This is a genomic window from Rhodococcus sp. MH15 (assembly GCF_019266045.1).
GTDB classification, from domain to species: Bacteria; Actinomycetota; Actinomycetes; order Mycobacteriales; family Mycobacteriaceae; genus Rhodococcus_F; species Rhodococcus_F qingshengii.
Genome location: NZ_LPNP01000069.1, coordinates 22,524 through 49,218, shown reverse-complemented (window position 1 = coordinate 49,218; position 26,695 = coordinate 22,524). Strand labels below are relative to the sequence as shown.

Sequence of the window (26,695 nt, the reverse complement as noted above, 5' to 3'; positions counted from 1 at the left end):
CATAGATACTTTTTCCATGGCACTCGAACATGCGTTGCTCGTCTCCCTTTCCGAACAGGATGCGTCGGGATACGACCTCACACGCCGGTTCGACAAGTCGATCGGCTTCTTCCACAGCGCGACGCACCAGCAGATCTACCGAGTCCTCAAGCGAATGGACGAGGCAGGCTGGGTGGAGGTGGAGGCCATCGCGCAGGACGGCCGACCGGACAAGAAGATGTACCGCGTCAGCGATGCCGGCCGCGCCGAACTGACCCGATGGATCGCAGAGCCGTCCGAACCGAACCACCTGCGCAACGAGTTGGCCATCAAGATCAGGGCCGCTGCGCACGCCGATCTACCCGCTCTACGACGCGAAGTCGCTCGCCACCGCGACGGCCACGCCGCCCGCCTCGACGTCTACCGACTCATCGAAAAGCGTGACTTCCCCAATCCAGCGGCGCTTTCCGGCTCTTCACTGCACCAGTACCTCGTACTTCGCGGCGGCATCCGCGTCGAGGAAGGATTCACCGACTGGTGCCAGGAAGTTCTGGACGCACTGCCCACTGGCGAGTACGCCATCGAAGACACCGGCGAGCCCGCCACCGAAGACACTGGCGAGTACGCCACGGAAGGACATCTTCAGTCATGACGGATACACAGTTCCCCCGCCTGCTCGAACCGCTCGACCTCGGATTCACGACGCTGAAGAACCGCGTCGTCATGGGATCGATCCACACCGGCCTCGAAGATCGCGCGAAGGACACCGACCGCTTGGCCGAGTACTTCGCCGAACGTGCCCGTGGCGGAGTCGGCTTGATCATCACCGGCGGCTACGCGCCCAACCGCACCGGTTGGCTCTTGCCCTTCGGTGCCAAGCTGACCAACCGCATCGAAGCGCGCCGTCACCGCCGGATCACCAAGGCGGTTCACGACGCGGGTGGAAAGATCGCCATGCAGATCCTGCACGCCGGCCGCTACAGCTACCAGCCGTTCAGTGTCTCCGCGTCGTCGATCAAGGCACCCATCAATCCGTTCCGTCCGCGCAAGCTGACCGGCCGTGGGGTGCGTTGGCAGATCCGGAACTATGTTCGCTGCGCGCGTCTGGCCAAGTCCGCGGGTTACGACGGCGTCGAAATCATGGGCGGTGAGGGCTACTTCATCAACCAGTTCCTCTGCGAGCGCACGAACAAGCGCACCGACCAGTGGGGCGGCAGTTCCGAGAACCGTCGACGCATGGCAGTCGAAATCGTGCGACGCACACGCAAGGCCGTCGGCCCGAACTTCATCATCGTGTTCCGGTTGTCGATGGCAGACCTGGTCGAGGGCGGTCAGACCTGGGATGAAATCGTCTCGTTGGCAAAGGAAGTCGAAGCTGCCGGCGCCACGATCATCAACACCGACATCGGATGGCACGAGTCACGGGTGCCCACCATCGTCACCTCGGTTCCCCGAGCAGCCTTCGTGGACATCACGAGCAAGCTCGAGAAGCACGTCGACATTCCGGTAGCCGCCTCGAATCGGATCAACATGCCCGAGACTGCCGAAGAGATCCTCAACCGCGGTGACGCGCAGTTGATTTCGATGGCCAGGCCGATGCTCGCCGATCCCGACTGGGTGAACAAGGCCGAGCGCGGAGCGTCCGACGAGATCAACACGTGCATCGCCTGCAACCAAGCCTGCCTCGACCACGCCTTCGTTCACAAGCAGGTCTCCTGCCTGCTCAATCCGCGCGCGGGCCGTGAGACCACGCTGATCCTCTCCCCCACTCGGCGGACCAAGAATCTCGCCGTCGTCGGCGCCGGTCCTGCCGGACTTTCCGCAGCACTCAATCTTGCTCAGCGTGGTCATTCGGTCACGTTGTTCGAGGCCTCGGACAAGATCGGCGGACAGTTCGGGATCGCACAGCTCATTCCGGGTAAGGAAGAGTTCGCCGAAACCATTCGCTACTACACCCGCATGCTGGACGTGGCCGGAGTGACAGTCAAGCTCGAAACCCGCGTCGCACCAGCAGATCTCATCGGATCCTTCGACGAAGTGGTGGTTGCCACCGGCGTGACGCCGCGCGTTCCCAAGATCCCCGGCATCGAGAACTCGAAGGTGCTGACCTACGCCGAGGTCGTCCGAGAGGGCAAGCCCGTCGGCAAGTCCGTCGCCGTCATCGGTGCCGGCGGCATCGGCGTCGACGTGAGCGAATTCCTCACGCACCCCACTTCCCCCACTCTTCATCTCAAGGAGTGGAAGCAGGAATGGGGCGTCACCGAACCCGAAATGGCCCCGGGCGCTCTCACCACTCCGGTACCAGAGCTCTCCGAGCGGGAGGTCTATCTCCTCCAACGCAAGCCAGGACGCATCGGCGCCGGCCTCGCGAAGACCACCGGCTGGGTCCACCGGGCGGCCCTCAAGAACAAGGGCGTCCACGAGCTCTCGGGCGTCAACTACGAGCGCATCGACGACGCCGGCCTGCACATCACCTTCGGTGAGAAGCACGAGAAGCCCCGACTTCTCGAGGTCGACACCATCGTCATCTGCGCCGGGCAGGAGTCGGTTCGCGATCTCGTGGACGAACTGACCGTCGCGGGTGTGGTGACCCACATCATCGGCGGCGCGGATGTCGCTGGCGAACTCGACGCCAAGCGTGCCATCGAACAGGGCACACGACTGGCCGCGAAGATCTGACCGGCTACGCTGACTGATCGTGAGCCTGCCGACACCCACAACCACAGCCCGCGCCGTAGTGACCGGCGCCTCCTCCGGCATCGGAGAGGCACTGGCCGCTGATCTGGCATCACGCGGACACTCCCTGATCCTCGTTGCCCGTCGTGGCGAGGTCATGGAGGCCCTCGCCGAGAAGCTTCGCGCCGCGCACGGCGTCGAGGTGGAGGTCCGTGCATCGGACCTCTCCGACAGCGCGGCGCGTGCCGTTCTGGTCGAGGAACTCGGTGGCCGCGACATCAGCATCCTGTGCAACAACGCCGGTATCGCCACCTTCGGGCCGATCGCCGAGCTGGACCCGGCCTACGAGCGCGACCAGGTCGAGCTCAACGCCGTTGCAGTGCACGATCTCACGCTGGCCGTGCTGCCCGGCATGCTCGCGCGCAAGTCCGGAGCCATCCTGATGGTCGGGTCCGCGGCCGGCAACATGCCGATCCCCAACAACGCGACGTACGCAGCCACCAAGGCGTTCGTGAACACCTTCGCGGAATCGTTGCGAGGTGAACTCAAGGGCACCGGAGTGAACGTCACCCTGCTCGCGCCAGGCCCCGTTCGCACCGAAACCCCGGACCCGGCCGAAGCGTCGATCGTCGACAAGCTCGTCCCGGACTTCTTCTGGATCTCGAGCGAGTACACCGCCAAGGTCTCGCTCGACGGCCTGGCCGAGAACAAGATGCGCGTCGTACCGGGCATCTTGAGCAAGGCGATGTCCGTCGCGGGCGGTTACAGCCCGCGTGCCGTCGTTGCGCCGATCGTGGGCACGTTCTACAAGAAGCTCGGCGGCTGATTCACTCAAACTTCTCAGAGCAGGCCATAGCAGACCATATAGTCGGTTAATGGCGATGCGAAGAACACTGGCAGTCGGGGCAATCCTTCTTTTGACCGGAGGGTTGCCCTTACTGCTGCCCACGGCAGCGAATGCATGTTCGTGCGCATCATCGGCTACCCCGGAAGAAGCCGTGAGCGTCTCCAGCACCGTTTTTCTCGGGACTCCGACGGAGAAAACTTCGGACGGGTTCGAGGACACCTACCTGTTCGACGTCAGCCGGGTCTACAAAGGCGATCTGGCATCGGTGACGTCGGTGGGGACACTCGCGAACGGGAACGGTTGTGGCACAAGCTACGTGCTCGGCACCGAGCAGCTGATGTTCGTTTCTGCGCCGTACGACGTCGACGCCGAGCACGAGGGGCACAGCTGCGGGCCGGCTACCGAAACCGGGTTCGACATCCAAGCGGCGGTCGAGTCCGTGTACGGCGCCGGTTACGCCCCGAGTGCCGGCGGAACTCCGTCCGTTGGTGTGTCCGGCGACCGATCGACGGTCATCGGCGGAGGCGCCGCGGTGGCATTGCTCGCGGTGCTCGGTTGGTTCGGATGGAGGCGGCGGCGAGCACAGTGAGTCGACAGGCACAGTAAGTCGAGGACGTCAGGGCCGCGTCAACCTCGTTCGGCGGCGCGTCAAGTAAGCGTCAAGATCCGCCCCACCGGTGATCTTCGGGAGTAGATCTGAATGTAGCCCGCAACACGGCGGGTCACCTTCAGGAGATCGACGTGACGCTACTCGAAATCTTCCCCTCCCTACGCGGCGCAATGACACCGCGTATGGATCCTGCGTTGTGGCCCATCAGTACTCGCCACGACCACAGCGGGCGTGTCTGCATCGGCGACGTCTCCCTCGAAGAGATCGCGGACCAGTACGGCACACCGACGTACGTCGTCGACGAGGCGGACGTGCGGCACCGCTGCCGCACGTATCGAGAGATCTTCCCCGACTCGGAGATCGTGTACGCCGGCAAGGCACTGATGATTCGAGCGATGGCTACCTGGGTCTCCGACGAGGGACTCGGGGTGGATGTCTGTTCCGCCGGTGAACTCGCCGTCGCGCTTGCCGCGGGCGTGGACCCCCACCGAATCATCCTGCACGGCAATGCCAAATCGGTTTCCGAACTGAGGGCGGCGGTCAACGCGGGTGTCGGCCGGATCGTCCTCGACTCCCCCAGCGAAGCGGTACGGCTCGCGTCGGTGTGCACCCACCGACAGAAGGTGTTGGTCAGAGTCACACCCGGCATCGACATACACGGACACAAGGCAGTGTCCACGGGCATCGTGGACCAAAAGTTCGGCCTACCAGCGTTTTCCGAAGAACTGGAACATACGGTATCCGTCGTCGCCAACGCGACGCACCTGCAGCTCATCGGCCTGCATTGCCATCTCGGCTCCCAGATCACCGATCCCGAACTCTTCCGCCCCGCGATCGAGACGATGATCGCACAGATGGACGACATACGACGCACGCATCGAATCATCCTCACCGAACTCGATCTCGGCGGTGGCCATGGGATCGCCTACGTGCCGGGAGATGCCCAATTGGATCTGACCCGCCTCGCTCACGTCATCGACGAAACTCTCGACGACGCGTGCACCCGAAACCGCTTCCCTCGCCCCGAAATCGTGCTCGAGCCTGGCCGAGCGATCGCTGCGCGGGCCGGAGTCACGCTCTATCGCGTACAGAACATCAAGTCGATCAGCGGGGGACGAACCTTCGTCTCCGTCGACGGCGGGATGAGCGACAACCCTCGGGTGTCATTGTACGACAGCCACTACGATGTCGAACTGGTGAACCGACATTCGCGCGCACCGCTCCAGGAAGTCACCGTCGCCGGGCGACACTGCGAATCGGGCGACGAAATTGCCGTCGGAGCAAGGCTTCCCGCCGACCTACATGAAGGTGACCTGTTGGCAGTGCCGTGTACGGGCGCATACCACCACAGCATGGCCTCCACCTACAACAGCGTCGGCCGGCCGCCGGTCGTCGCCGTGCTGGGCGGGATTGCGCGGCCGTTGATCAGGCGCGAATCGATCAACGACCTGCTGGCCCGCGAGGTCGGCATCTGACCTCGCAGGCGCCTGAGCCTCAGCGCCTGCGGCGACTACCGGTGCCGAAGATGTTTCGCGAAATCTCGCGTCCCGCAGCCGAAGCCGCCGAGCGCAGGAAACTCTTGACAGCCGAGTTGCCCAAGATCTGCTCGGCGATGTTGGGGCCCTCTGGCTCGGCCGGCGGCGGTGGCGGCAGATCGGGCAGCGACGGAAGATCCAGGGACTGATCCGCCGTCGGAGCACCGGCCACCTTGGCCGTCAGCTTCTCGTACGCCGACTCGCGGTCGATGGTCTGGCCGTACTTCTGATTCAGCGGACTCGACGACGCGGCCGCCTTGATCGCGTCGTTGCCGATGGTGTCCATCAGCGACCTCGGAGGACGAATCTTGGTCCAGGCCACCGGCGTCGGCGCACCCTTTTCCGAGAGTACGGTCACGATGGCTTCACCGATGCCGAGTGAAGTCAGTGCCTTTTCCAGGTCGTAGTGCTCGGTTTTCGGGTACGTGCGGACGGTCTTGTTGAGGGCTTTCTGATCGTCGGGCGTGAAGGCACGCAGGGCGTGCTGAACCCGCGCACCCAACTGTGACAGCACCGAATTCGGAATGTCGGTCGGAAGTTGTGTGCAGAAGAACACGCCGACGCCCTTGGAACGAATGAGCTTGACCGTCTGTTCCACCTGCTGAAGGAAGGCCTTCGACGCGTCCGCGAACAGAAGGTGCGCCTCGTCGAAGATGAACACGAGCTTCGGCTTGTCCAGATCTCCCTCTTCGGGCAGCGTCTGGAACAGGTCCGCGAGCACCCACATCAGGAAGGTGGAGAACATTGCCGGGCGCGCCGCCTGGGCACCGAGTTCGAACAGCGTGATCACACCGGCACCGCCGACGACACGCAGCAGATCCTCGGTTTCGAGTTCCGGTTCGCCGAAGAAGGTGTCACCGCCGTCGGCTTCGAGGTTGACCAACGCGCGCAGAATCACTCCCGCCGTCGCGGAGGAAACTCCGCCGATACCCTTCAGATCCGCTTTGCCCTCAGCGCTCGTCAGGTGGGCGATGACCGAACGCAGATCCTTGAGGTCCAGCAGGGCCAGGCCCTGAGTGTCGGCCCAGTGGAAGATCAGCCCTAGAGTCGACTCCTGGGTCTCGTTGAGGCCCAACACTTTACTGAGCAGGATCGGCCCGAAACTGGTGATGGTCGCGCGCACCGGGATACCGATTCCGTCGGTACCCAACGACAAGAACTCGACTGGCATCCCAGCGGGAGTCCACGAATCGTCGCCCGTCTCGACTGCGCGAGCCTTCATCTTCTCGCTCGGATCCCCCGCCTTCGACAGACCCGAGAGATCGCCCTTGACGTCGGCCATCACAACCGGCACACCCGCGGCGGACAGCTGCTCGGCGATGCCCTGCAACGTCTTGGTCTTGCCGGTACCCGTCGCACCGGCGATCAGACCGTGACGGTTGATCGTCGCCAACGGAATCCGCACCCGTGCGGTGGGATCTGCCACACCGTCGATCACCACCGAGCCGAGCTCGAGTGCCCGCCCCTCGGATGAATAGCCCGCCGCGATTTCAGCGGCAGCACCCGAGGGCACCTGAGCAGCGGGGGTGGCTCCGGCCGATGCTTCGGCCTCGGCGGCAGCCGCTTCCTTCTCTGCTTCCTCAGCTGCTGCAGCGGCTTCAGCTGCAATCCGAGCGGCTTCGGCAGCGGCAGCCTTGGCAGCTTTCGCCTTCTCCGCCGGCGTCAGCGGCGCGGCTCCGTCCTTCGGATCCACGGTCATCGAAAAGCCCTCCTCGTTGCAATGCGGCGAAGTTCTTGTCATCACCCGAACGCCGTCTTACACACGTCGAGTTTCCACCGCAGACCTTATCCCGCGCCCGCGCGCACTACTGTGTTCCTGGTGCAGGACAAATTGGTATGGATCGATTGTGAAATGACCGGGCTGCGACTCGAGTCGGACAAACTCATCGAGATTGCGGCTCTGGTGACCGACAGCGACTTGAACATCTTGGGCGAAGGTGTGGACATCGTCATCCACGCCGACGACGACGCGTTGGCTGCAATGCCCGACGTCGTGAAGAAGATGCACGCAAAGTCGGGACTGACCGAAGAGGTTCGTAAGTCGACGATCACCCTCGCCGAGGCGGAGAAAGAGGTGCTCGCGTACATCCGCAAGCACGTTCCCGCCGCCGGTACGGCTCCCTTGGCAGGCAATTCAATCGCCACCGACCGCGGATTCATCTCACGGGACATGACGGCACTGGACACATACCTGCACTACCGGATGATCGACGTCAGCTCCATCAAAGAACTCTCCCGCCGCTGGTACCCGCGAATCTACTTCGGCCAGCCCGAAAAAGGTCTCGCCCACCGGGCACTCGCCGACATCAAGGAATCCATCCGCGAACTCAAGTACTACCGCGGCACTGCATTCGTCGCGGCGCCCGGACCGTCGAGCGCGGAGATTGCAGCCGTCGTAGAGGGCTTGGGTCCCGCCTGACCTGCCGATTGGCTTCCTGACCGACTTTCGCGCTAGTATCTCTTTCGTCAAAGCAGCCGGGTCAAACCGGTGGCCGAGGCAATGGTGGGCGTAGTTCAGTTGGTAGAGCACCAGGTTGTGATCCTGGCTGTCGCGGGTTCGAGTCCCGTCGCTCACCCAAGCGGAACCCCCGAGAATGTCGGAAGACATTTTCGGGGGTTCTTTTGGTTTGTGCGCCAGCCCCAATCTCCCCTTCCACAGCCGGGTGAACGTATCGCTCCCCTTCTCTGACGGGGGCAGCGATACGTTCACCCGAAGTGGGTGGGGTGGCGACCGCGACAAATCGCGCGCTCCCGAGCAACCCGTGCCCGAGCTGAGCGAACGTACCTCTGGTCGCTTCAGATAGACCGAAAGCCACTTTCGCTCACATCGGGGTAGCTGGAATTCGCCGCAATTGGCCCAGCCGTCGATCACTCGGGCGACGGTTCCGGCTCCCAGACACCTACGACGGTCCCCTCGCGAACATGTCGCTCGTACGCCGAAACCTTGTCGTGGATGACGTTCAGGTTTTCCTGCATCGCAGCGATCCTGGATCGAATCAACTCCTCATGCGACTGTAAAAGTGAAAGCCGCTCTTTCTCGTTTCCCGGCCCTGACCTGACGAGAGCGGCGAATTCGCGGATCGTGGCGATCGGCATACCCGAGTCTCGGAAGCGATTGCACAGCTTCAACCAAGAGACATCGCTTTCGGAGTAGACCCGACGCCCACCTGCCGAGCGCGCCACCTCGTGAACGAGCAATTCCTCACGTTCGAAGTATCGAAGGGAATCGATACTGATTCCGGTCTGGACAGCGACGTCACCGATTGACAGTTCGCGCATTGCCTGGCGACCTTTCCTTGACCTGGAGTGCACTCCAGATTTTACGGTCGCAGTCATGAATTCCATCCAGCGCAAAATCAACACCGGATTCTCCCGAGTCTCCACTGCCGACGACGTACTTGCCGGACAAGATTTAACGGGCACTACGGTTTTGGTCACTGGCGGGTACTCCGGACTGGGATATGAGGTTTCGCAGTCACTTTCTTCGGTCGGGGCGCGAGTTGTAGTTCTTGCCCGCCGACCAGAACAGGCACGGAGCGCGGTGGCCGACCTTCCGGGTATCGAAGTGCGAGCGTGCGACCTGTCGGACCCGAGCAGTGTCAGATCGTGTGCGCGAGAAATTCTCGAATCCCGGATCACTCCGGACATCATCATCTGCAATGCGGGGGTCATGGCCTGCCCGGAACTCCGTGTCGGCTCCGGCTGGGAATCACAATTCGCGATCAATCACCTCGGGCACTTTGTACTGGTGAACCTGCTTGTGCCAGCCATGCCCGCAAACGGCTCTCGCGTCGTAGCGGTCTCGTCGGCGGGACATTTTCTGTCGGGAGTGCGTTGGAATGACATACATTTCCGCAACGGTTACGACCGCTGGCTTGCGTACGGTCAAGCCAAGACTGCCAATGCTCTATTCGCTGTACAGCTGGCGAGCTCCGGTGCTTCACGCGGTATCAGTGCGTTCTCCGTCCATCCCGGGAGCATCCTCACTCCCCTTCAACGTCACTTCTCTGCATCGGAGAAACACGATCTCGGATGGACGACGCCGAATGGCGACGCCGTGCCGGGGTTCAAGACTCCCTCCCAGGGCGCCGCTACAACGGTGTGGGCAGCGACGGCACCGATACTCGCCGATCACTCCGGCGCGTATCTCCAGGACTGCAACATCGCGGACGTCGCGCAGACTGATGACATGAGCGTCGGCGGAGTGAAACCTTGGGCTACCGATCCCGCCGACGCACGCAGATTGTGGGCACTGTCCGCTGAGATGACCGGAGTGGACGCGTTCGGTCGACGCTGACACCGAGCGAACGTACCTCCCGTCGCCTCAGATAGACCGAGAGGCACTTTCGCTCACAAAAGGTGTGCAGATGCAGAAATGCCCCCAACCGGACGGTCGGGGGCATTCTGGCGTTCAGCGCTTCAGGAACGCACTCAGACGTCCGCGTTGCCGGTCTTCCAGACGCTCCAGGGGATGTTCCAGTCACCGAGGCCGTCGGTGCCGGAGAGAGTGCCGCCGACGGTGTTCTTGACGACGACGATGTCCCCACGCTTGGTGTTGTCGTAGACCCACTTGGCGTTGGACGGGCTCAGGTTGAGGCAGCCGTGACTGGTGTTGGAGTAGCCCTGCTGCCCGACCGACCACGGCGCCGAGTGGAAGAAGATACCGCTGTAGGACATTCGGGTCGCCCAGTCGACGGGGGTCTTGTAACCCTGCGCCGAGGTGACCGGGACGCCGTACGTGGACGAGTCCATGATCATGTTCGCGAAGCGGTCACCGATGATGTAGACGCCGTTGTCGGTAGGAGTGCTGTCCTTGCCCATGGAGGTGGGCATGGTCATGACAGTCTCACCGTTGACCTGGAAAGTGACCTGCTTGGTGTTGTCGTCCGCCGTGGCGATGACGGCATCACCGATGGTGAAGGAACTCTTCGCGTCTTCCTGCCCGAAGACTCCCTTGCCGAGATTGCGCCCGTACACGTTGACGCTCACGTCGACCTTGGTGCCCGGTGCCCAGTAGTTCTCCGGACGCCAACGGACCTCACGATTGTTGACCCAGTAGAACGCACCTTCGACGGCCGGAGTCGTGGTGACGGTGATCGCAGCTTCGGCAGCCTTGCGATCGGGGATGTTCTCGTCGAACTGCACCGCGATGGGCTGACCGATGCCGACCACGTCACCCTCGTTGGGCAAGACATACGGCTTGGTGACGTTGCCGGGTGCGCTGGTGGTGAAGGACGTGACCGTCGTACTTGCGCCACCCAATCCGAATGCGCGGGCCTCGATTTTGTACTTGCGGTTGTAGCCGAGTGGCTCGGTGGTGGTCCACGACGCACCGTCGGCAGCAATCGCGCCGGCAACTGCCTTGCCGTCCTGATTGACCATCGTCACGTCGGACAGAGCGCCGTCAGCGACGTTGATCTTGACCGGGTCGCCCGGCGAGAAGCCGACAGCGCCGTCGGCAGCGGTCGAGGTGAGCTTCGGCTTGATGAGTTCGGTGAGCGGATTGGAATCGATCGGCGCCGACCCTTCGGTACTGACGTCCTTGCCGCCCGACGTGCACGCGGTCATCAGAACGAGAGCACCGAGAGACGCCGCGATCATCGCCGCGCCCTTCGACGCTCGACCGTTCCCCCCGCGCACGGACAGACCCCACCTTTGACGACTCATCGTTCGACTCCGCTTCACAATTTCTCCGACTAACTTCCGCGTCACATGCGAATCCCACTTACCGGAAGGCAAGTGGGACTTGCGGTATGACTGCGCTGCACCAATGATGCCAGGCGCGCTCGTTACCAACGGTCATGAAAGGCCACGCCGTCAGTAACGTTCAAGTATCAATCGCTCCGAACCGTCCGTTTTGTTACCGCTTTCAGCGGATTTCCTCCGATCGGACTACAGCGGTGACGCCTCCACCTGGCGATTTGCTCCCGAACCGGCGATTCGGCTAATGTTCTGTCTCGCAAGAGCGAGCGCCTATAGCTCAGTTGGTAGAGCAAGTGACTCTTAATCACTGGGTCCGGGGTTCGAGTCCCTGTGGGCGCACTTGCAAAGGTCCCCACCTTCTTCGGAAGGTGGGGATTTTTCTTTGTGTCGTGGTGGACAGGTTGTGGTGAATAGACTTCACAGTTATCGGAACCACGGCCTGGAGGATTGATGACCGAGCGCGAAACCACACCGGGCAGCGAGCTGGCATTTGCCGGGGTTGCGGGTCAGGCCGCTCTGATCCGGTCCGGAGAATTATCGGCCCGCGAGCTCACCGAGAACACACTTCGCCGTATCGAACGCCTCGATTCGACGCTCAATGCTTTTGTGCGGGTTCTCGCAGACGAAGCGCTCGACGAAGCGACACGTCTCGATCAGCGCCAGGCCGACGGCCACAGCCTGGGCCCACTGCACGGAGTCCCGATCGCGATCAAAGACGAGAACGACGTCGCCGGAACGCCGACGACGTACGGCGGTGCGGCAGCAACTCGCATCGCATCGGCCGATTCAGAGGTCGTCCGGCGGTTGCGCGAGGCCGGCGCGGTGATCGTCGGCAAGACGACGATGCCCGAGTTCGGCATCTGGCCCTTCACGGAGACTGCTGCAAACGGCTACACCAGAAACCCTTGGGACACCGGCGTATCCACGGGCGGATCGAGCGGAGGATCTGCGTCGGCCGTCGCGTCGGGCATGGTCGCAGCGGCAATCGGCGGCGACGGCGGCGGTTCCATCCGACTGCCTTCGGCGTTCTGCGGGTTGTTCGGACTCAAACCGCAGCGCGGTCGGGTGAGCACCGCGCCGAACCGAAACCTCTGGCGCGGACTCGGCACACTAGGGCCTCTCACTCGTTCCGTCGAGGACAGCGCGCTCGTGTACGACGTGATAACCGGTACCACCGGGATCGACGACTACACAGCCGAAACGCTCCGCACCAGCTTTGCCGAGTCAGCCGCGTCGGCGCCCGGGCCGCTTCGCATTGCAGTGTCCACCCGGAGTCCGGTCCGGGGCGTCCGCCCGTCCCCGGAGGTCGTTGCCGCGGTGCATTCGATCGCAGAGATGTTGAGCGCGTTGGGACATCACGTCGAAGAGCACGATCCCGAGTACCCGGACGCAACTGCAGCATTTCTCCCCCAGGTGCTCGGCGGCGTCCGCGACGAAGCACTGCGCGTCGATCATCCAGCGTTACTCGAGAAGCGCACACGAGCACTCGCGTCGATCGGCCGGATAGCCGCTCCCGCGCGCGTCGGGAAATTCGCTTACCGCAAAGGTGAGCGAATCGCAGCGACGGTCAACCAGGTCTTCGACACCTTCGACCTGGTCCTGATGCCGACCACGCCCGCGCTGCCACGCCCGATCGGACAACTCGAAGGAACCGGCCTTCTGTCAGCAGTCCGCAAGGCGTTGCCGATCGCCGCCTACTGTTCGATCTGGAATGTCTGCGGCAACCCGGCGGCCGCTGTGCCCGCCGGGTTCTCCGAACGCGGACTCCCCCTGAGCGTCCAACTGGTCGGGCGCAGCGGTGGTGAACCGACCATTCTCGCCGTCGCACAGCAGTTGGAAAGCACCGTCCGCTGGCCGGATTCGCACCCTCCACACTCGTGAATTCCGGAAGCGATGTAACCATCGTCACCACGATGAACACGCGTTTTGCAAACTCCTGAGCCTGTCGGCTAATGTTCTGTCTCGCAAGAGCGAGCGCCTATAGCTCAGTTGGTAGAGCAAGTGACTCTTAATCACTGGGTCCGGGGTTCGAGTCCCTGTGGGCGCACTTGCAAGAAGGCCCCCACCTCACCAGGTGGGGGCCTTCTTCATGTTCTGTCTTCGACAACTCGGGTCAGCGAATGATCTTCCGGACCACGAGTATTCCCACCACTGAACCGACTGCGATCAGCGCGTACTTCACTGCCGGCTCGTTGAGCTTGGCGAGCACCGTCTTCTTGGTGTTCTCGACCAGCCGCTTCGGGTTGGTGCGGACCGTCAGTTCGTCGAGTGTGCTCGCGAGCTGGTTACGCGCCTTCTCGATCTCGCGTTCGATGCTCTCGGTGTCCCTGGGCACGTGTCCTCCAACTTGTCTGTGTTCTGCTGCTCTGTGTGCGGGTCTGCTGTGCGGACGCAGCGCGCCGACACTTCGCTCTACCGTAGAGGAGCAGAATGCCCTCGCGCCCACCTGCCGCGCAATTTCTCGACTAACCTCGATTCCCGTGACCGAGAACAGTAGATTGTCCGCCGGCGACGTCGCGCCGGATTTCACGCTCCCAGACGCCGATGGCAACGAGGTTTCCCTTCACGATTACCGCGGCCGCAAGGTCATCGTGTACTTCTACCCGGCGGCCAGCACCCCGGGGTGCACCAAGCAGGCCTGCGACTTCCGTGACAGCCTCGCCGAGCTGAACGGCGCCGGCCTCGAAGTCATCGGAATCTCGCCGGACAAGCCCGCAAAACTCGCGAAGTTCCGCGATACCGAAGAGTTGACCTTCCCGCTGCTCTCCGATCCCGAGAAGGCGACGCTCGAAGCCTGGGGCGCGTTCGGTGAGAAGAAGATGTACGGCAAGACCGTCCAGGGCGTCATCCGCTCGACGTTCCTCGTCGACGAGGAAGGCAAGATCGAGGTGGCCCAGTACAACGTCCGGGCCACCGGCCACGTCGCCAAGCTACGACGCGATCTGTCGGTCTAACTCCCGTACCGGCTCAAGAACAGAGCCTCCGCGAAAGCGAGATTCTCGATCTCCGACGGGTCGACGCTTTCGTCGGGCGCATGAATGCGGCATTGCGGTTCCTCGACGCCGATCAACGCGATCTCCGCGTCGGGGAACTGCTCGGCCAGTGCACTGCACAGCGGTATCGATCCCCCTTGGCCGGCAAATCCGACTTCGCGGCCGTAGGCATCGGTGAGCGCGGACTTCAGCTGCGCGAAACCTGCACCCTCCGTCGAGGACGAGAACGGCGATCCCGTCGATTCCGGAACGACCTCGATGTGGACGCCCCACGGCGCCGCCGCGCGGAGGTGGTCCGTCAACAACTTCTGTGCCTGCGCCGGATCCGTGCCAGGCGGGACACGAAGATTCAGGCGCGCCGACGCGCGGGGCGTGATCGCCGCCGCCGAACCCACGACCGGCGGGCAGTCGATACCCAGGATGGTCAGCGCCGGACGAGCCCACACCTGCTCGGCGACCGAACCGGAACCAGTCAGCTGCACCCCTTCGAGCACCCCGGCGTCGGAGCGGAACTGATCGCCGTCATAACTGACACCCGCCCATTCCTGGTCGTTGGTCAAGCCTTCGACAGTGGTGTTTCCGGCGCTGTCGTGCAGCGTCGAGAGTATGTGCACCAGCGCGGTGATCGCATCGGGCGCCGGTCCACCGAAGACACCGGAGTGAATCTCACCCTCGAGCGTCGACACGTGGACCACAACGTTCGCGATCCCGCGCAATGACGTCGTGATCGTCGGCTCCCCGACTTCGGTGTTGCCGGTATCGGCGATCAGGATCATGTCGGCTGCAAAAAGTTCGGGCCGCTCTCGCACCAGATCCTCGAGACCGCCAGTGCCCATCTCCTCGGATCCTTCGGCGACGAGCGTCAGGTGGACGCTCGGGTCCACACCGGCTGCGGCGAGCGCTCGCAGAGCTGTCAGATGCATGACGACGTTGCCCTTGCAGTCGGAAGCGCCCCGTCCGTACCACCGTCCGTCGCGCTCGGTGAGCGTGAAAGGCGGGGAGCCCCAGAGCTCTTCGTTTCCGGGCGGCTGAACGTCGTAGTGGCAGTACAGCAGAACGGTCGGAGCACCGCCCGGGCCTGGTCGACGCCCGACAACCGCGGCCGAACCGTCGGAGGTCTCGATCGCCTCGATATCGGCGAAACCCTGAGCCCGGAATGCCTCCAGGACCCAATGCGCAGCGGCCGCGCATTCTTCCGGCGGGTACTGCCGTGCATCGGCAACGGACTTCATCGCCACAAGTGCACTCAGATCCTCACGGGCACGCGGCATGAGTTCACCTACCGCGGTTCGCAGTTCTTCCGTCATCGTCTCCCTCTCCTCGGCATCGAATCTCGGTGTGCCCGAAGAATCTCAGTCTGCCCGAATCGGACGTAGGCAGGCGCCAGGATCGCCGTTGCGCCACACCGCGCAGCAACCTCTTCGGCTACTGGACAGTTGGTCACCTAGTATCGAGGTGTGGCAACAGCATCGGGACTCGTGTGCGCGCACCTGCGCGGTGCGTTTCGACCGATCACGACCGCCGAAGTAGGTGGCCGATGACACCGGATAATGCACAAGTCCCAAATTCGACGGAAAACACCGATAGCCTGGAAGACGTGCAGCCCACGACTCGTCACCGCGCGCGGCGACGAATCGACCCAGCACTGGAGAATCCCCAGAGCCTCGAAGAACCGCAGGAACTGCTGCCGCGCAAGCGTCCGACGCAAGAGCGCAGCCAGCGTAAATTCGACGCACTCCTGGCTGCGTCACGGGAACTCCTCACCGATGTCGGTTTCGAATCGTTCACCTGTGAAGAAGTCGCGGCACGTGCTGACGTCCCGATTGGGACGCTTTACCAGTTCTTCGCGAACAAGTACGTCATCGTGTGCGAATTGAACCGCCAGGACCTCGTCGGGGTCCAGCACGAGCTTGCTCAGTTCGGCGGCGAAGTACCCTCGCTCGACTGGTTGCGGTTCCTGAACAGTTTCGTCGATCACATGGCCGGGCTGTGGACGTCTGATCCGTCGCGCCGCGAGGTCTGGCTGGCGATGCAGTCGACGCCGTCCACGCGGGCAACCGGAGTCATTCACGAAAAGCAGTTCGCCGAGACCGTAGCGAAAATGCTCGGCCCGTTGACGCCTCGTACGCGGCGAGATCGTCGCCTGATGATGGCGGAAGTTCTTGTCCACGTGGTGTATTCGATGCTCAATTTCTCGGTTCAGGACGGTCAGTCGCATGCCGACGCCGTCGCCGAACTGAAAAGGTTGATGATCGCGTATCTCCTCGTCGCCGAGAAGGAATCCCGCACGAAGGACTAGTCGAACGACAAAGAGCCGGTCTCCCCTTGGGAGACCGGCTCTTTCGTGTCCGGCAGTGCTACTCCGGGTCGGATTCGATGACCGCGAAAGCGCCCGCCATGTCCCCGTCGTGCGTGAGCGAAATATGAATCTTCACTCCGGTCAGGTGTTTGGCCACGTCACCGCGAAGCCGGATGCCGGGGCGCCCCCAGGCGTCCGAGACGACCTCGATCTGATTGTGGATCATTTCCCCCAGCACCGGTGGGCCGGCGAAGAGAGCAGTGGACCATGCCTTGATCACTGCTTCCTTCGCAGCCCACCGGGCGGCGAAATGTCGTGCCGGTTCGGAGCTCCGGGTAGCGGCGTCTCGACGCTCGCCCGGTGTGAAGTTGTCGAGCATTGCCGTTCCCGGCCTGTTCAATTGCTCGGCGAACTCCGACACCGTCACGAGGTCGAAACCGATACCCAGAACTCCCATACCGTGACTACTACTTGCAGCCGGGCAGATTCGAGCGGTACACCTGGTCTGCGCCGAGTCGTGCGTCCTCGCTCAGCAGCATGTCCGCTTCGAGCTGACGCGACGCCTTGGCCGGCGTTCCGTCGGCACCGAGGCGACGATCCGCCGGGCGCTCGTAGAGGCTGTCGCCACCGCACATCGCCTTCGCGAGGCGACGCTGACCGTCGATCGTCCGCTGCTGGGCCGCAGCAACATAGGCGTCACGCTTGTCGGCCGGAACCGACTCGACGAATGCCTGCGGGTGCACGACTGCGATCAGTCCGGAGACGTGACCGAAGCCGAGGCTGGTCAGCAGGCCGGCACGCAGCGGAAGATGCTCACCGAACTTGAGCGGCTGACGTGCCCACACGAGGTGCTCGAACTCGGCCATCTTGTCGTCGACGCAGTCGAGGCTGCGGTTCGGCGGGACGATGCCCTGGCTCAGTACCTGGCAGAGCCCGATCAGCTGGAAGGCTGCGGCACCACCCTTGGCGTGACCGGTCAGGCTCTTCTGCGAGACCACGAACATCGGCGCGCCTTCACTGCGTCCCAATGCCCCGGCGAGGCGCTCGTGCAGCTCCGCCTCGTTGGGATCGTTGGCGGCAGTGGAGGTGTCGTGCTTGGAGATCACGGCGATGTCGTCGGCGCTCACGCCGAGAGCGTTGAGCGAGAGTGCAAGCTGCGAATCCGCTCCCCCACGTCCGGCGCCCAGTGCTCCGAGTCCCGGTGCCGGGATCGAGGTGTGGACACCGTCGGCGAACGATCCGGCCCAGGCGACCACACCGAGGACGGGAAGACCCATCTCGAGTGCCAGGTCACCGCGAGCGAGGAGAATCGTTCCGCCACCGGCCGACTCGACGAATCCGCCGCGGCGACGATCGTTGGCCCGCGAGAAGCGGCGATCCTCGATGCCCTTGGCATGCATGTCCTCGGTCTTGGCAGTGGCCGACATGTCGCCGAAGCCGATGATGCCTTCCGTGCTCAGATCGTCGAACCCGCCGGCAACAACCAACTGCGCCTTGCCGAGTCGGATCTTGTCGACGCCTTCTTCGACGGATACCGCTGCCGTGGCGCAGGCGGCGACGGGGTGAACCATCGCGCCGTAACCGCCGACGTACGACTGAACGACGTGCGCTGCAATGACGTTCGGCAGCGCTTCCTGCAGGATGTCGTTCGGACGGTTCTCGCCGAGCAGCGTGTCGATGTACAGGCTCCTCATGGAGGTCATGCCGCCCATGCCGGTGCCCTGCGTGTTGGCGACCAGGCTCGGGTGTACCCAGCGGAGCAGTTCGCTCGGAGTGAAGCCGCCGGTGAGGAAGGCGTCCACCGTTGCGACGATGTTCCAGAGGCCGACGCGGTCGACCGAATCTGCCATGTCGGCGGGGATGCCCCACTTGGTGACGTCGAAGTTGGTCGGAATCTGACCGCCCACACTACGAGTCAGCTTCATCTTGCGCGGGACGCGGATCTCGGTGCCTGCGCGGCGGGTGACCGTCCAGTCTCCGGACTCGGCGGAAACCGTCGCCGTCGTGTTCTCCGGATCGGATTCGACGAAGGCCTGAGCCTCTGCCTCACTGCCGACCACGAAGCTCAGATCCTTGTCCAGGAACACGGAGGTGAGCAGCGGAGCGGTGTTGTCGATCATCGCGCCCTCGTCGACGTAGCGACGGATGCCGCAACGCTCGACGACTGCGTCGTGGTACTTGTCGGCGATTTCCGCCTCGGGTACCAGGTCACCGGATTCGACGTCGTACCAGCCCGGCTTGGGGTCGTTCTCCCAGACGATGAGTCCGGTGTTCCACGCCAATTCGAGAACGCCTGCGGCAGAGAGCTGCTCGTCGACCTCCATCTCGAAGCGGGTACGCGAGGAACCGTAGGGTCCGAGCTCTCCGGCACCCACGATGACCACGAGGTCCGCGGGGGTGACGTCCAGTTCGGGCCAGCTCGGAGCCTTGACCGAGTCGTCGATGCGAGCCGGCGCGGGCAGCGCCAGGATGCTGGACTCGTCCACTGCTTCGTCGACAGCTTCGGCGATCTCGGCAACCTCGGCAGCTTCCTTGGCCAAAGCACCCAGATCCAGGTTGGCCTCGGACAGTCCGCCGGTCAGGTCGACCTCGAGCGGGGCCTCGGCTGCAGCGCGCCGCGACTCGCGGGTTGCCGTCTTCAGCAGTTCGGTCGCCATCTCCTGGGTGGACCAGGTGCGGACGCCCGCAGCTTCGACCGCGTCGACGATCGGATCGTTGTGACCCATGAGTCCGGTTCCGCGAACCCAACCGATGACCGCGTGTGCCAACGTGACCCGCTCGGCCCAGTTGCGCTCGGCCTTCCAGCGGTTGACCACGGCGATCAGCGAAGCCTTGGCCTCACCGTATGCACCGTCGCCGCCGAACGTTCCGCGGTTCGGCGAACCGGGCAGCACCACGTGCAGGTGCGTGTCGACATCGCTGTCGTAACCGATCTTCGACAGACCGCCGATGAGGCGCTCCACCGACCAGAGCAGCACGCGCATTTCCATTTCGGCGCGAGCGCCGGCGTCGGAGAGTTCGCCGCCGACACGGGGAGCTGCGAACGGGAAGAGCATCGTCGGCGTCATGGCCGGCTTGATGAGCTTCTTTGCGCCGCCTGCGTTCTCGGTGGCCTCGTTGCCGATCCAGTCGATCAGCGCGTCGACGTCGGTGTACGACGCCATGTTCGCGGGAACCACCCAGAGGGCTGCACCGGCGCGAGCGTTCTCGCGGTACAGGTCGCGGTAGAAGCCCAGACGCTGACCGTCGAGTCGCGAGGTGGTCACGAATACCGTTGCGCCACCGGCAAGGAGCTTGCCCGTGACCGCTGCCGCGATGGAACCCTTGCTGGCGCCCGTCACTACTGCGACCTCGCCTGCCCACTCGGGTGCGTCGGATTCTGCCGCAGCAGCCGCATCAGCGATGCGGGTGTAGACCTCGGCGAGTGCGGTGCGGCCTTCGTCGGTTGCACGGGTGGCCCACCACTTCGCCTGTGCGGCGACGGTGGAGCCGGCACCGATGAAGTTCTCGACCGACAACGCGGTGTCACCGAGCCAAATGCGAGCGAGATCCTCACGCGCACTTGCCCAGCGGTCGTCGAGCAGAACGGCCTTCTGCGCGTCGAATGCCGGAGCAACCAGACGCGGCCAGTCGGAGCCGAGTTCAGCCGAGACCAGGTCGACCAGTTCGGTGTCCTCGACCGTCGCGACTGCCGTTTCTTCGTTCAGTCCGAGCTGCTCGAGTACCAGGCGTGCGGCCGAGGCCAGAACGCCGTTGCGACCGGTGATGTTCTCGGTGAACTCACCCAGAGCAGCTGCGTCGACAGTTCCGCCGCTTCCGCCGCCGGTAGCGGGCAACGAGACGCTGACTCCACGAGCAGACCCGACCGAGGCAACTGCGCTGTCGATGACTGCGTCCACTGCTGCCGCGTCGGCCAGTGCGCCGGAGCTCAGGCCACCGAGGTCGCCGCCGCGGATGCTGGCGCCGTCACGGGTACCGAGAGCCACTGCTGCGGTGACGTGGTGTGCCCAGCCGTCGCCCAGTTCCCAGACCTTCTTGACGCGGTCGGCGATGTAGCCGGGACGCTTGCCCGAGGGGCCGAAGACCTTACGCAGGTGATCGTTGATCGAATCGGAGAGCACCGGTCCGAACGGCTTGTACGTACGGGCGAGCTTGTCGACGGTTGCCCCCAGGGAGCCCATGTCGGCGTCTGCGGCCCCGTCGATGGCACCGAGGGAGAGCTCGGAGCCGAGGTCGACCAGAAGCTGGTTGCGACGCGAGGAAACGCCGTCGCACAGTGCCTCGATCGTGTCCGCGGGGCCGACCTGATCGGGACGGAGCTTGGTCCACAGGCTGATCAGGACCTTCGTGGCGTCGGGCGCCTTGAAGGTGAGGTCGTCCGGACGCGGTCCACCCGAAGGTGCAGCCGGCGCGGCAGCGGCAACCGGAGCAGCGGCCGCGGCGGCCGGAGCAGCCTGCGCGGCAGGCGCTTCGATCTCGTCGTCGTCATCGACAGCGGGGTCGACGTCGGTGCCGTAGACGATCGCAGCTTCGCGCTCGACGTTGAGAACCTCGACCGGGTAGCCGAAGCGGCCCGGCAGCTTGAGGGTCTGCGACGCGAGGTTCGCGACGGTCGGGGCAGCGCCGAGACCGATCTCGACGAAGCGTTCGACCCCGAGCCCTCCTTCGGACTCGTCACCGAAGAGCAGGTCCTGCGTCTCGATCCAACGGACCGGGCTGGCGAACTGCCAAGCCAGCAGCTCGATCAGGATGATGCGGGACAACTCGTGAGTGCGCGTTGCGTAGCTGTCGAAGTCTGCGAGGACTTCCTGCAGCGGCTCGGACGGCACCAAGTCGGCGATTTCCTGAACGAAGTCACGACGCAGCGAGAACGGCTTCGGAACCAGGTTCGGGATGTAGCGGCCGATCAGGATGTCCGGGTCGATGTCGTGCGGGAGCAAGTCCTGCAGGCACACGCGGAAGTCCGCCACGCCACCGCGAAGGACGGTGGAGTGGAACGGCACGTCGATGCCGGGAACCTGGATGTATGCCCGCTTGCCACCGAATTCTGCTCGGCGACGATCGATTTCGACCTCGAGTGCGTCGAGACCGGCTACCGAACCGGCAATGGCGTACTGGCTGCCGCGCAGGTTCAGGTTGACGATTTCGAGGAACTCACCGGAGGTCTCGGCGACACCGGCGACGAAGCCCTGCACGTCGTCGTCGGAAACACCGATCTGCGACGGGCGGATAGCGGCCATGCGGTAGTCGGAGCGTCCGGCTTCGTCGCGGGGAACGAGCTGATGCATGGCCGAGCCACGCTGGAAGACGACCTCGAGAAGCGCTTCGAGCGGGAAGACCTCGGCGACAGCGGCGAGTGCGTTGTACTCACCGACAGAGTGACCGGCCAGAAGCGAATCCTCGATGAAGGTTCCGGACTCGCGCAGCTCGGCAACCTGGGCAACACCGAGAACGGCCATGGCCACCTGGGTGAACTGAGTCAGGTGCAGGACACCGTCGGGATGCCTGTGCTCGACACCACGGGCCTTGACGGTCACCGGGTTGTCTCGCACGACAGCGAGAATCGAGAATCCGAGCGCCTTACGAGTGTGCTTGTCCGCGCGCTCCCAGACGTCGCGGGCGGCCTTGGAGCGTGCGCGAGCGTCGAGGCCCATGCCCGGGCGCTGAATGCCCTGGCCGGGGAAGGCGTAGACGGTCTTCGGTGCGGCAGTGCGGCCGGTGGCGACCATGACCAGTTCACCGTCGATGCGGCAGCCGACCTCGACGATTTCCGCGCCCTGGTCGATACCGACACGATCGACACGGACGTCGATCTCGGCGCCGGGTCGAACCATCCCGAGGAAGCGAGCTGTCCAGGCGGTCAGGCGGCGCGGCGGGACGCGGGTCTCGGCCGGGCCGACTGCGGTGACTACCTGCTGCGCTGCGGCGGAGAGCCACATGCCGTGCACGATCGGGGTTCCGAGGCCGGCCAGCAGAGCGGCGTTGTCGGAGGTGTGAATCGGGTTGTGGTCACCGGAAACCTGAGCGAAGGCGCCCATGCTGACCGGAGCGAGGATCTTCGCGTCACGGCGACGACGACGCGAGGTGTCGACAGCCGCATCGCTGATCGATCCACCGGCGCGAGCCGGGTCGGCGAGTTCGCCTGCACCGGTGCGTCCGCGGATCGCGAAACGCTCGGTCATGGTGACGACTGCGGGGGCGTCGAGGCCCTCGCCGAGCATGGCACCGACCTCGACCTTGACCTCGACGACACGACCGAGGTCGGTGTCGAGAACCGAGGCGACCTCGGCATTGACCACGAGAATGCTTGTCTCGGAGGGAAGCTCACCGACGAAGTCGACGGTGTGGTCGAGGTGGACCAGGTCGAGCATGCCTTCGATAACGGAAAGACTATCGAGCTTGGCTGCGCCGAGGACTGCGAACACTGCAGGCCAGCATGCTCCGACGACGACGTCCGGAACAGCCTTGCCGCTGACACTGAGCGTGGCGGGCAGACCCGAACCGGTGACACCGGCGTGATCGGCGATGCGATCGGGAACCCACGCGACGTTGAGGCGAGCCTTGCCGTTCTTGACTGTCGGAAGTTCCTGTCCGGCAGCAACTGCCAGGAGCGCGGACATCGCACCTTCGGCATCGGCTTCGGTGACAACCGGAGCGCCGCCGTCGACGACGGACTCGGGGATCGTGATCGTGATGTCGACCGACTTGCCTGCCACCAACGGAACCGAAAGCAGCACGTGCGAGGAATCGACGACGGTCAGACTGGAACCGGTGGTGCCGTGAACTGCCTTGTCGGCAGACTCTGCACTCCACTCGTCGAGGTCGCCGAGACGACGGACGGGGTTCTGGGTCAGGCGGCCGGCCCACTGGAGGTCAGGAGCCGAGAGAACGGCGTCGAGAAGTCCGGGTGCGGAATCCTGGTGGCGACGGCTCGCGAGTGCAACCGGAGTGGTTCCGGCAGCAACCAATTCGTCGTAGGTCGCCTTCTCGAAGCGATCGAGCAGGTCACCGACCGGCTCGTCGACACGGGTGATGCCAGCGACGGCAACGGTGCCGGGGATGACGCAAACCTGATCGGCGGTGTAGCGGGGGTCGTGTGCCTGCCACAGGGAGTCGCTGCGCCACCAACGACGCACGTCACCGTCGACGACGGGAACGAAGTTGACCGGCTTGCCCGGCGTCTTGCACAACGAGATGAAGAACGAGACGTCTGCGGGATGCAGAACGGTGGTCGAGTAGTCCGGGTACGACGCCTGCAGTGCGCAGATTGCAGCCTCGGGGCGCTCGAGGGTCTCGGCGTCAGCGAACAGCGTGGGGATCGGGCCGCGGTCGACCGGGTGCAGACGCGCCTCGGTGCGCTGGAGCATCTCGCCGAAGCGAGCACGCCAGGTGATGTCGAGCCACGGGCTCGACGTCGCCTCGACGATGGCGTCCTGAAGATCGGCGCCGCAGTCGAATTCCTTCGCCGCGTCGATGCCGACGGTCAGCTCGAGGTAGCGGCGCAGCCACTGTGCGTACGTCATGGTCTCGACGTCGCCGAAGTACGGCTTTGCGGTGACGTCGAGGGCGGCGATGATCTCGTCGCGGCGCTCGGCCACTGCCTCGGAATCGCCGGCAACCTCGTCGAGGAGGCGACCGGTACGCGAAGCCGCGTTGTCGATCTCGTGGATGTCGGCACCGAGCTGGCTACGGCCGGAGGCCATTCCGCCTTCAGCGGTACCTGCACCGACCCAGTCCGGCGTACCGGGAGTGTCGACGAGGAGCTGCTTGACCTCGGGAGAGGTGGTGGCCTCGAGAGTCGCCATGGCTGCGGTGCCGACCAGGATGCCGTCGACGGGCATGGCCGGGAAACCGGCTGCGGCAGACCAGCGACCGGTCAGGTAATCGGCTGCGCGCTCGGGTGTTCCGATGCCGCCACCGACGCAGATGACCAGGTTCGGGCGTGTACGCAGCTCGGCGTACGTGTCGAGGAGCAGGTCGTCGAGGTCTTCCCACGAGTGGTGTCCGCCGGCGCGGCCGCCTTCGATGTGGACGATGACCGGGAAGTTCGGAACCTCGTTGGCGATGCGGATCACGGAGCGGATCTGCGCCACGGTGCCGGGCTTGAATGCAATGTTGGTGATGCCGATCTCGGACAACTCGTCGATGAGAGCAACAGCCTCTTCGAGTTCCGGGATACCGGCGGTGACGATGACGCCGTCGATGGGAGCACCGGCGGTACGGGCACGCTGCACGAGGCGCTTGCCACCGAGCTGCAGCTTCCACAGGTACGGGTCGAGGAACAGGGAGTTGAACTGGACCGCGCGGCCCGGCTCGAGCAGCATCTTCAGCTCTGCGACACGGTCTTCGAAGATTTCTTCGGTGACCTGCCCGCCACCGGCAAGCTCGGCCCAGTGACCGGCATTGGCTGCCGCGGCAACGATCTTGGCGTCGACCGTCGTCGGCGTCATACCTGCGAGCAGGATGGGTGAACGACCGGTCAGCTTCGTGAACGCGGTCTCGACGCCGATACGGCCGCCGGGAAGCGCAACGGGCTTCGGAGCGAACTCGGACCACGAACGTGAGACCTCAGGTGCTGCACCGGGGGTGAGCAGATTGCGGTGTCCGCCGCGGGTGGCGGCCGCGATGATGCCGATGCCCTGCCCACGCAGCGAAGAGGACGTCATACGGGTCAGCTGATCGCTGGGTCCGAGATCGAGAATCCACTTGGCGCCGGCGGAGATTGCGCCGTCGACAGCCTCGACCCAGTCAACCGGATCGACGAGGACACCCTGCGCAAGTTCGCGCGCACGGTCCGCGTCGAGACCGCAACGGGTCGCCCAGCTGCCGACGAGTTCGACGGCCTCGGTCAATGCGGGGTGATGGAAGCCGATTTCGGTGTCGAGCGGATCGAAGGACGGCGCGAAGACGGAACCGCCACGCTTCTTACCCTCACGCTCGCGGGCTTCCTCGGCTTCGATCTGTTCACAACGCTCTTGCACGCGTGCCAGCTGAGCGGGCGGCCCGGCGAGAACGACGCGGCGACGGCCGTTGCGGATGGCGAGGACAGCCGCGCGCTCAGGCGCCACACCCTCGGCAAGCTCGGCGACGATGGCGGCGAGACGCTCGGGATCGACGCCCGAGACCGCAACCATCGGCTTCGCGGAGGCGCCGGCGATGACGCCGCGGCGACGGCCGACCAAGCTGGCAGCAGCACCGACGAGCTGTGCGACGGCGAGGAGTTCACCGTCGTCATTGCCCTGCGCGGCTACGGCAGCCGTGGCCAGAAGGCCCTGCGAGTGGCCGATGACGGCAGCCGGCGGGTTACCGGCTACATCCAGACCCTGAGCGGAGAGTGCACGCAACGCCGCAAGCTGCGTGAGGAAGACGCCCGGGAGTGACACCGGAGCTGCGGTGAGCGCGGCAGCGGAAGGCCCGGCCGACTTCTCACCTTCTTCTTCGTCGACGATCTCGGCTTCGAGCATCCACGCGATCGGATCGAATCCGACCGGGCGAACCACGAGGAGATCCTGCGCGACGGGCGCGAGGCGTGCTGCTGCGTCATTGACCAGATCGGTCAGAACGGGCTCCAGTCCGTTGTCACGGCTGAGCTCCTCGAGCGAGGTGAGCCAGGGAGCGCCCTGTCCACCGAAAGCGATTGCGTAGGAAACGCCGTTGTTCAGCGAATCGACGAGGGCACCTTTGCTGGTCGTGCGGGACTGTCCCCCATCGACGCCGAAACGGCGTCCACCCTTCGAGTCGCGTCCGTTTCCTGTAGGTGTCGTGTCATCGATCGTCACGCGTACGTCCTCTCCTGGTCACCTCTGCGGCGAGGTGGGATTTGCGGTGTGCTGCCCGGCTGAAGTGCTCGCGAATTCGTCGAGAGAATCGACGGAGTCAGGGCGTTCGTGCAAGACAAGGTTTACACAGAATCATGAGGATTTCCTCACGTTTGTCGGCACCCTGGAAATCTGGACTTTCGGGGCCGTGATCTTCCTCACGAGACCTCGAGAAAGTGACTCGCGAGTAGGTCGCGAACGCCCTGCCTGGGACTGTTACCGGGATTTTCAGAAA

17 protein-coding genes and 3 tRNA genes are annotated in these 26,695 nt (G+C 64.2%); 13 read left to right on the top strand and 7 right to left on the bottom strand.

Features of this window, described 5'->3' with window-relative positions:
• Nucleotides 1-16 precede the first annotated feature (16 nt).
• From ATN37_RS18490 to lysA, 5 genes are all read left to right on the top strand, one after another.
• The gene (locus ATN37_RS18490; protein WP_218695482.1) at nt 17-631 is read left to right on the top strand and encodes a PadR family transcriptional regulator; all 615 of its coding nucleotides are present in this window, start codon (nt 17-19) and stop codon (nt 629-631) included.
• Complete coding sequence (locus ATN37_RS18485) at nt 628-2,658, top strand: NADPH-dependent 2,4-dienoyl-CoA reductase (RefSeq protein WP_211917793.1); 2,031 nt, start codon at nt 628-630, stop codon at nt 2,656-2,658. The genes ATN37_RS18490 and ATN37_RS18485 overlap by 4 nt, the downstream gene beginning before the upstream one ends.
• Nucleotides 2,659-2,677: 19 nt before the next feature.
• Nucleotides 2,678-3,481: a mycolate reductase gene (gene cmrA / locus ATN37_RS18480; protein WP_007733327.1), complete on the top strand. Its 804-nt coding sequence runs from the start codon at nt 2,678-2,680 to the stop codon at nt 3,479-3,481.
• Nucleotides 3,482-3,653: 172 nt separating this feature from the next.
• Nucleotides 3,654-4,091 carry a hypothetical protein gene (locus ATN37_RS18475; protein ID WP_054825672.1) on the top strand — a complete coding sequence of 146 codons (438 nt, stop codon included), beginning with the start codon at nt 3,654-3,656 and terminating at the stop codon, nt 4,089-4,091.
• Between the two features lie 152 nt (nt 4,092-4,243).
• Nucleotides 4,244-5,587 carry a diaminopimelate decarboxylase gene (gene lysA, locus ATN37_RS18470; protein ID WP_054187164.1) on the top strand — a complete coding sequence of 448 codons (1,344 nt, stop codon included), beginning with the start codon at nt 4,244-4,246 and terminating at the stop codon, nt 5,585-5,587.
• A 19-nt stretch (nt 5,588-5,606) separates the two neighbouring features.
• On the opposite strand, the gene ATN37_RS18465 is transcribed toward lysA, so the two are convergent.
• On the bottom strand, nt 5,607-7,346 hold the full coding sequence (locus ATN37_RS18465) for a helicase HerA-like domain-containing protein (protein ID WP_058227152.1): 1,740 nt from the start codon (nt 7,344-7,346) through the stop codon (nt 5,607-5,609).
• 120 nt (nt 7,347-7,466) lie between these two features.
• Here ATN37_RS18465 and orn point away from each other — a divergent pair, with 120 nt between their 5' ends.
• Both orn and ATN37_RS18455 read left to right on the top strand, forming a co-directional pair.
• Nucleotides 7,467-8,066 carry an oligoribonuclease gene (orn, locus tag ATN37_RS18460; protein ID WP_218695481.1) on the top strand — a complete coding sequence of 200 codons (600 nt, stop codon included), beginning with the start codon at nt 7,467-7,469 and terminating at the stop codon, nt 8,064-8,066.
• Between the two features lie 84 nt (nt 8,067-8,150).
• Nucleotides 8,151-8,223, top strand: a tRNA-His gene (locus ATN37_RS18455).
• Between the two features lie 292 nt (nt 8,224-8,515).
• Here the strand turns inward: ATN37_RS18455 and ATN37_RS18450 are convergent.
• On the bottom strand, nt 8,516-8,926 hold the full coding sequence (locus ATN37_RS18450; protein WP_042923889.1) for a MerR family transcriptional regulator: 411 nt from the start codon (nt 8,924-8,926) through the stop codon (nt 8,516-8,518).
• Between the two features lie 55 nt (nt 8,927-8,981).
• Here ATN37_RS18450 and ATN37_RS18445 point away from each other — a divergent pair, with 55 nt between their 5' ends.
• A complete protein-coding gene (locus ATN37_RS18445) occupies nt 8,982-9,944 on the top strand; it encodes an oxidoreductase (RefSeq protein ID WP_058038876.1) in 963 nt (320 codons plus the stop codon).
• Between the two features lie 134 nt (nt 9,945-10,078).
• On the opposite strand, the gene ATN37_RS18440 is transcribed toward ATN37_RS18445, so the two are convergent.
• Nucleotides 10,079-11,248: an Ig-like domain-containing protein gene (locus tag ATN37_RS18440; protein WP_125052658.1), complete on the bottom strand. Its 1,170-nt coding sequence runs from the start codon at nt 11,246-11,248 to the stop codon at nt 10,079-10,081.
• Between the two features lie 368 nt (nt 11,249-11,616).
• Between ATN37_RS18440 and ATN37_RS18435 the strand changes: the two genes are divergently transcribed.
• From ATN37_RS18435 to ATN37_RS18425, 3 genes are all read left to right on the top strand, one after another.
• A tRNA-Lys gene (locus ATN37_RS18435) sits at nt 11,617-11,689 on the top strand.
• A gap of 111 nt (nt 11,690-11,800) precedes the next feature.
• The gene (locus ATN37_RS18430; RefSeq protein ID WP_058227149.1) at nt 11,801-13,231 is read left to right on the top strand and encodes an amidase; all 1,431 of its coding nucleotides are present in this window, start codon (nt 11,801-11,803) and stop codon (nt 13,229-13,231) included.
• Between the two features lie 93 nt (nt 13,232-13,324).
• A tRNA-Lys gene (locus ATN37_RS18425) sits at nt 13,325-13,397 on the top strand.
• A 66-nt stretch (nt 13,398-13,463) separates the two neighbouring features.
• Here ATN37_RS18425 and ATN37_RS18420 read toward each other — a convergent pair.
• Complete coding sequence (locus ATN37_RS18420; RefSeq protein WP_007733292.1) at nt 13,464-13,685, bottom strand: DUF3618 domain-containing protein; 222 nt, start codon at nt 13,683-13,685, stop codon at nt 13,464-13,466.
• Nucleotides 13,686-13,830: 145 nt separating this feature from the next.
• Between ATN37_RS18420 and bcp the strand changes: the two genes are divergently transcribed.
• Nucleotides 13,831-14,304 carry a thioredoxin-dependent thiol peroxidase gene (gene bcp, locus ATN37_RS18415; protein ID WP_007733290.1) on the top strand — a complete coding sequence of 158 codons (474 nt, stop codon included), beginning with the start codon at nt 13,831-13,833 and terminating at the stop codon, nt 14,302-14,304.
• Here bcp and ATN37_RS18410 read toward each other — a convergent pair.
• Nucleotides 14,301-15,650 carry a dipeptidase gene (locus ATN37_RS18410; protein WP_007733289.1) on the bottom strand — a complete coding sequence of 450 codons (1,350 nt, stop codon included), beginning with the start codon at nt 15,648-15,650 and terminating at the stop codon, nt 14,301-14,303. The genes bcp and ATN37_RS18410 overlap by 4 nt on opposite strands.
• Nucleotides 15,651-15,940: 290 nt before the next feature.
• Here ATN37_RS18410 and ATN37_RS18405 point away from each other — a divergent pair, with 290 nt between their 5' ends.
• Entirely contained in the window at nt 15,941-16,642 is a 702-nt protein-coding gene (locus tag ATN37_RS18405) for a TetR family transcriptional regulator (RefSeq protein WP_064113319.1), read from the top strand.
• A gap of 58 nt (nt 16,643-16,700) precedes the next feature.
• Here ATN37_RS18405 and ATN37_RS18400 read toward each other — a convergent pair whose 3' ends face one another.
• Nucleotides 16,701-17,099 (bottom strand): holo-ACP synthase, encoded by a 399-nt coding sequence (locus ATN37_RS18400; protein ID WP_003945362.1) that lies wholly within the window; start codon nt 17,097-17,099, stop codon nt 16,701-16,703.
• 10 nt (nt 17,100-17,109) lie between these two features.
• Nucleotides 17,110-26,421, bottom strand: coding sequence for a type I polyketide synthase (locus tag ATN37_RS18395; protein ID WP_218695480.1), 9,312 nt, complete (start codon nt 26,419-26,421; stop codon nt 17,110-17,112).
• Nucleotides 26,422-26,695 lie beyond the last annotated feature (274 nt).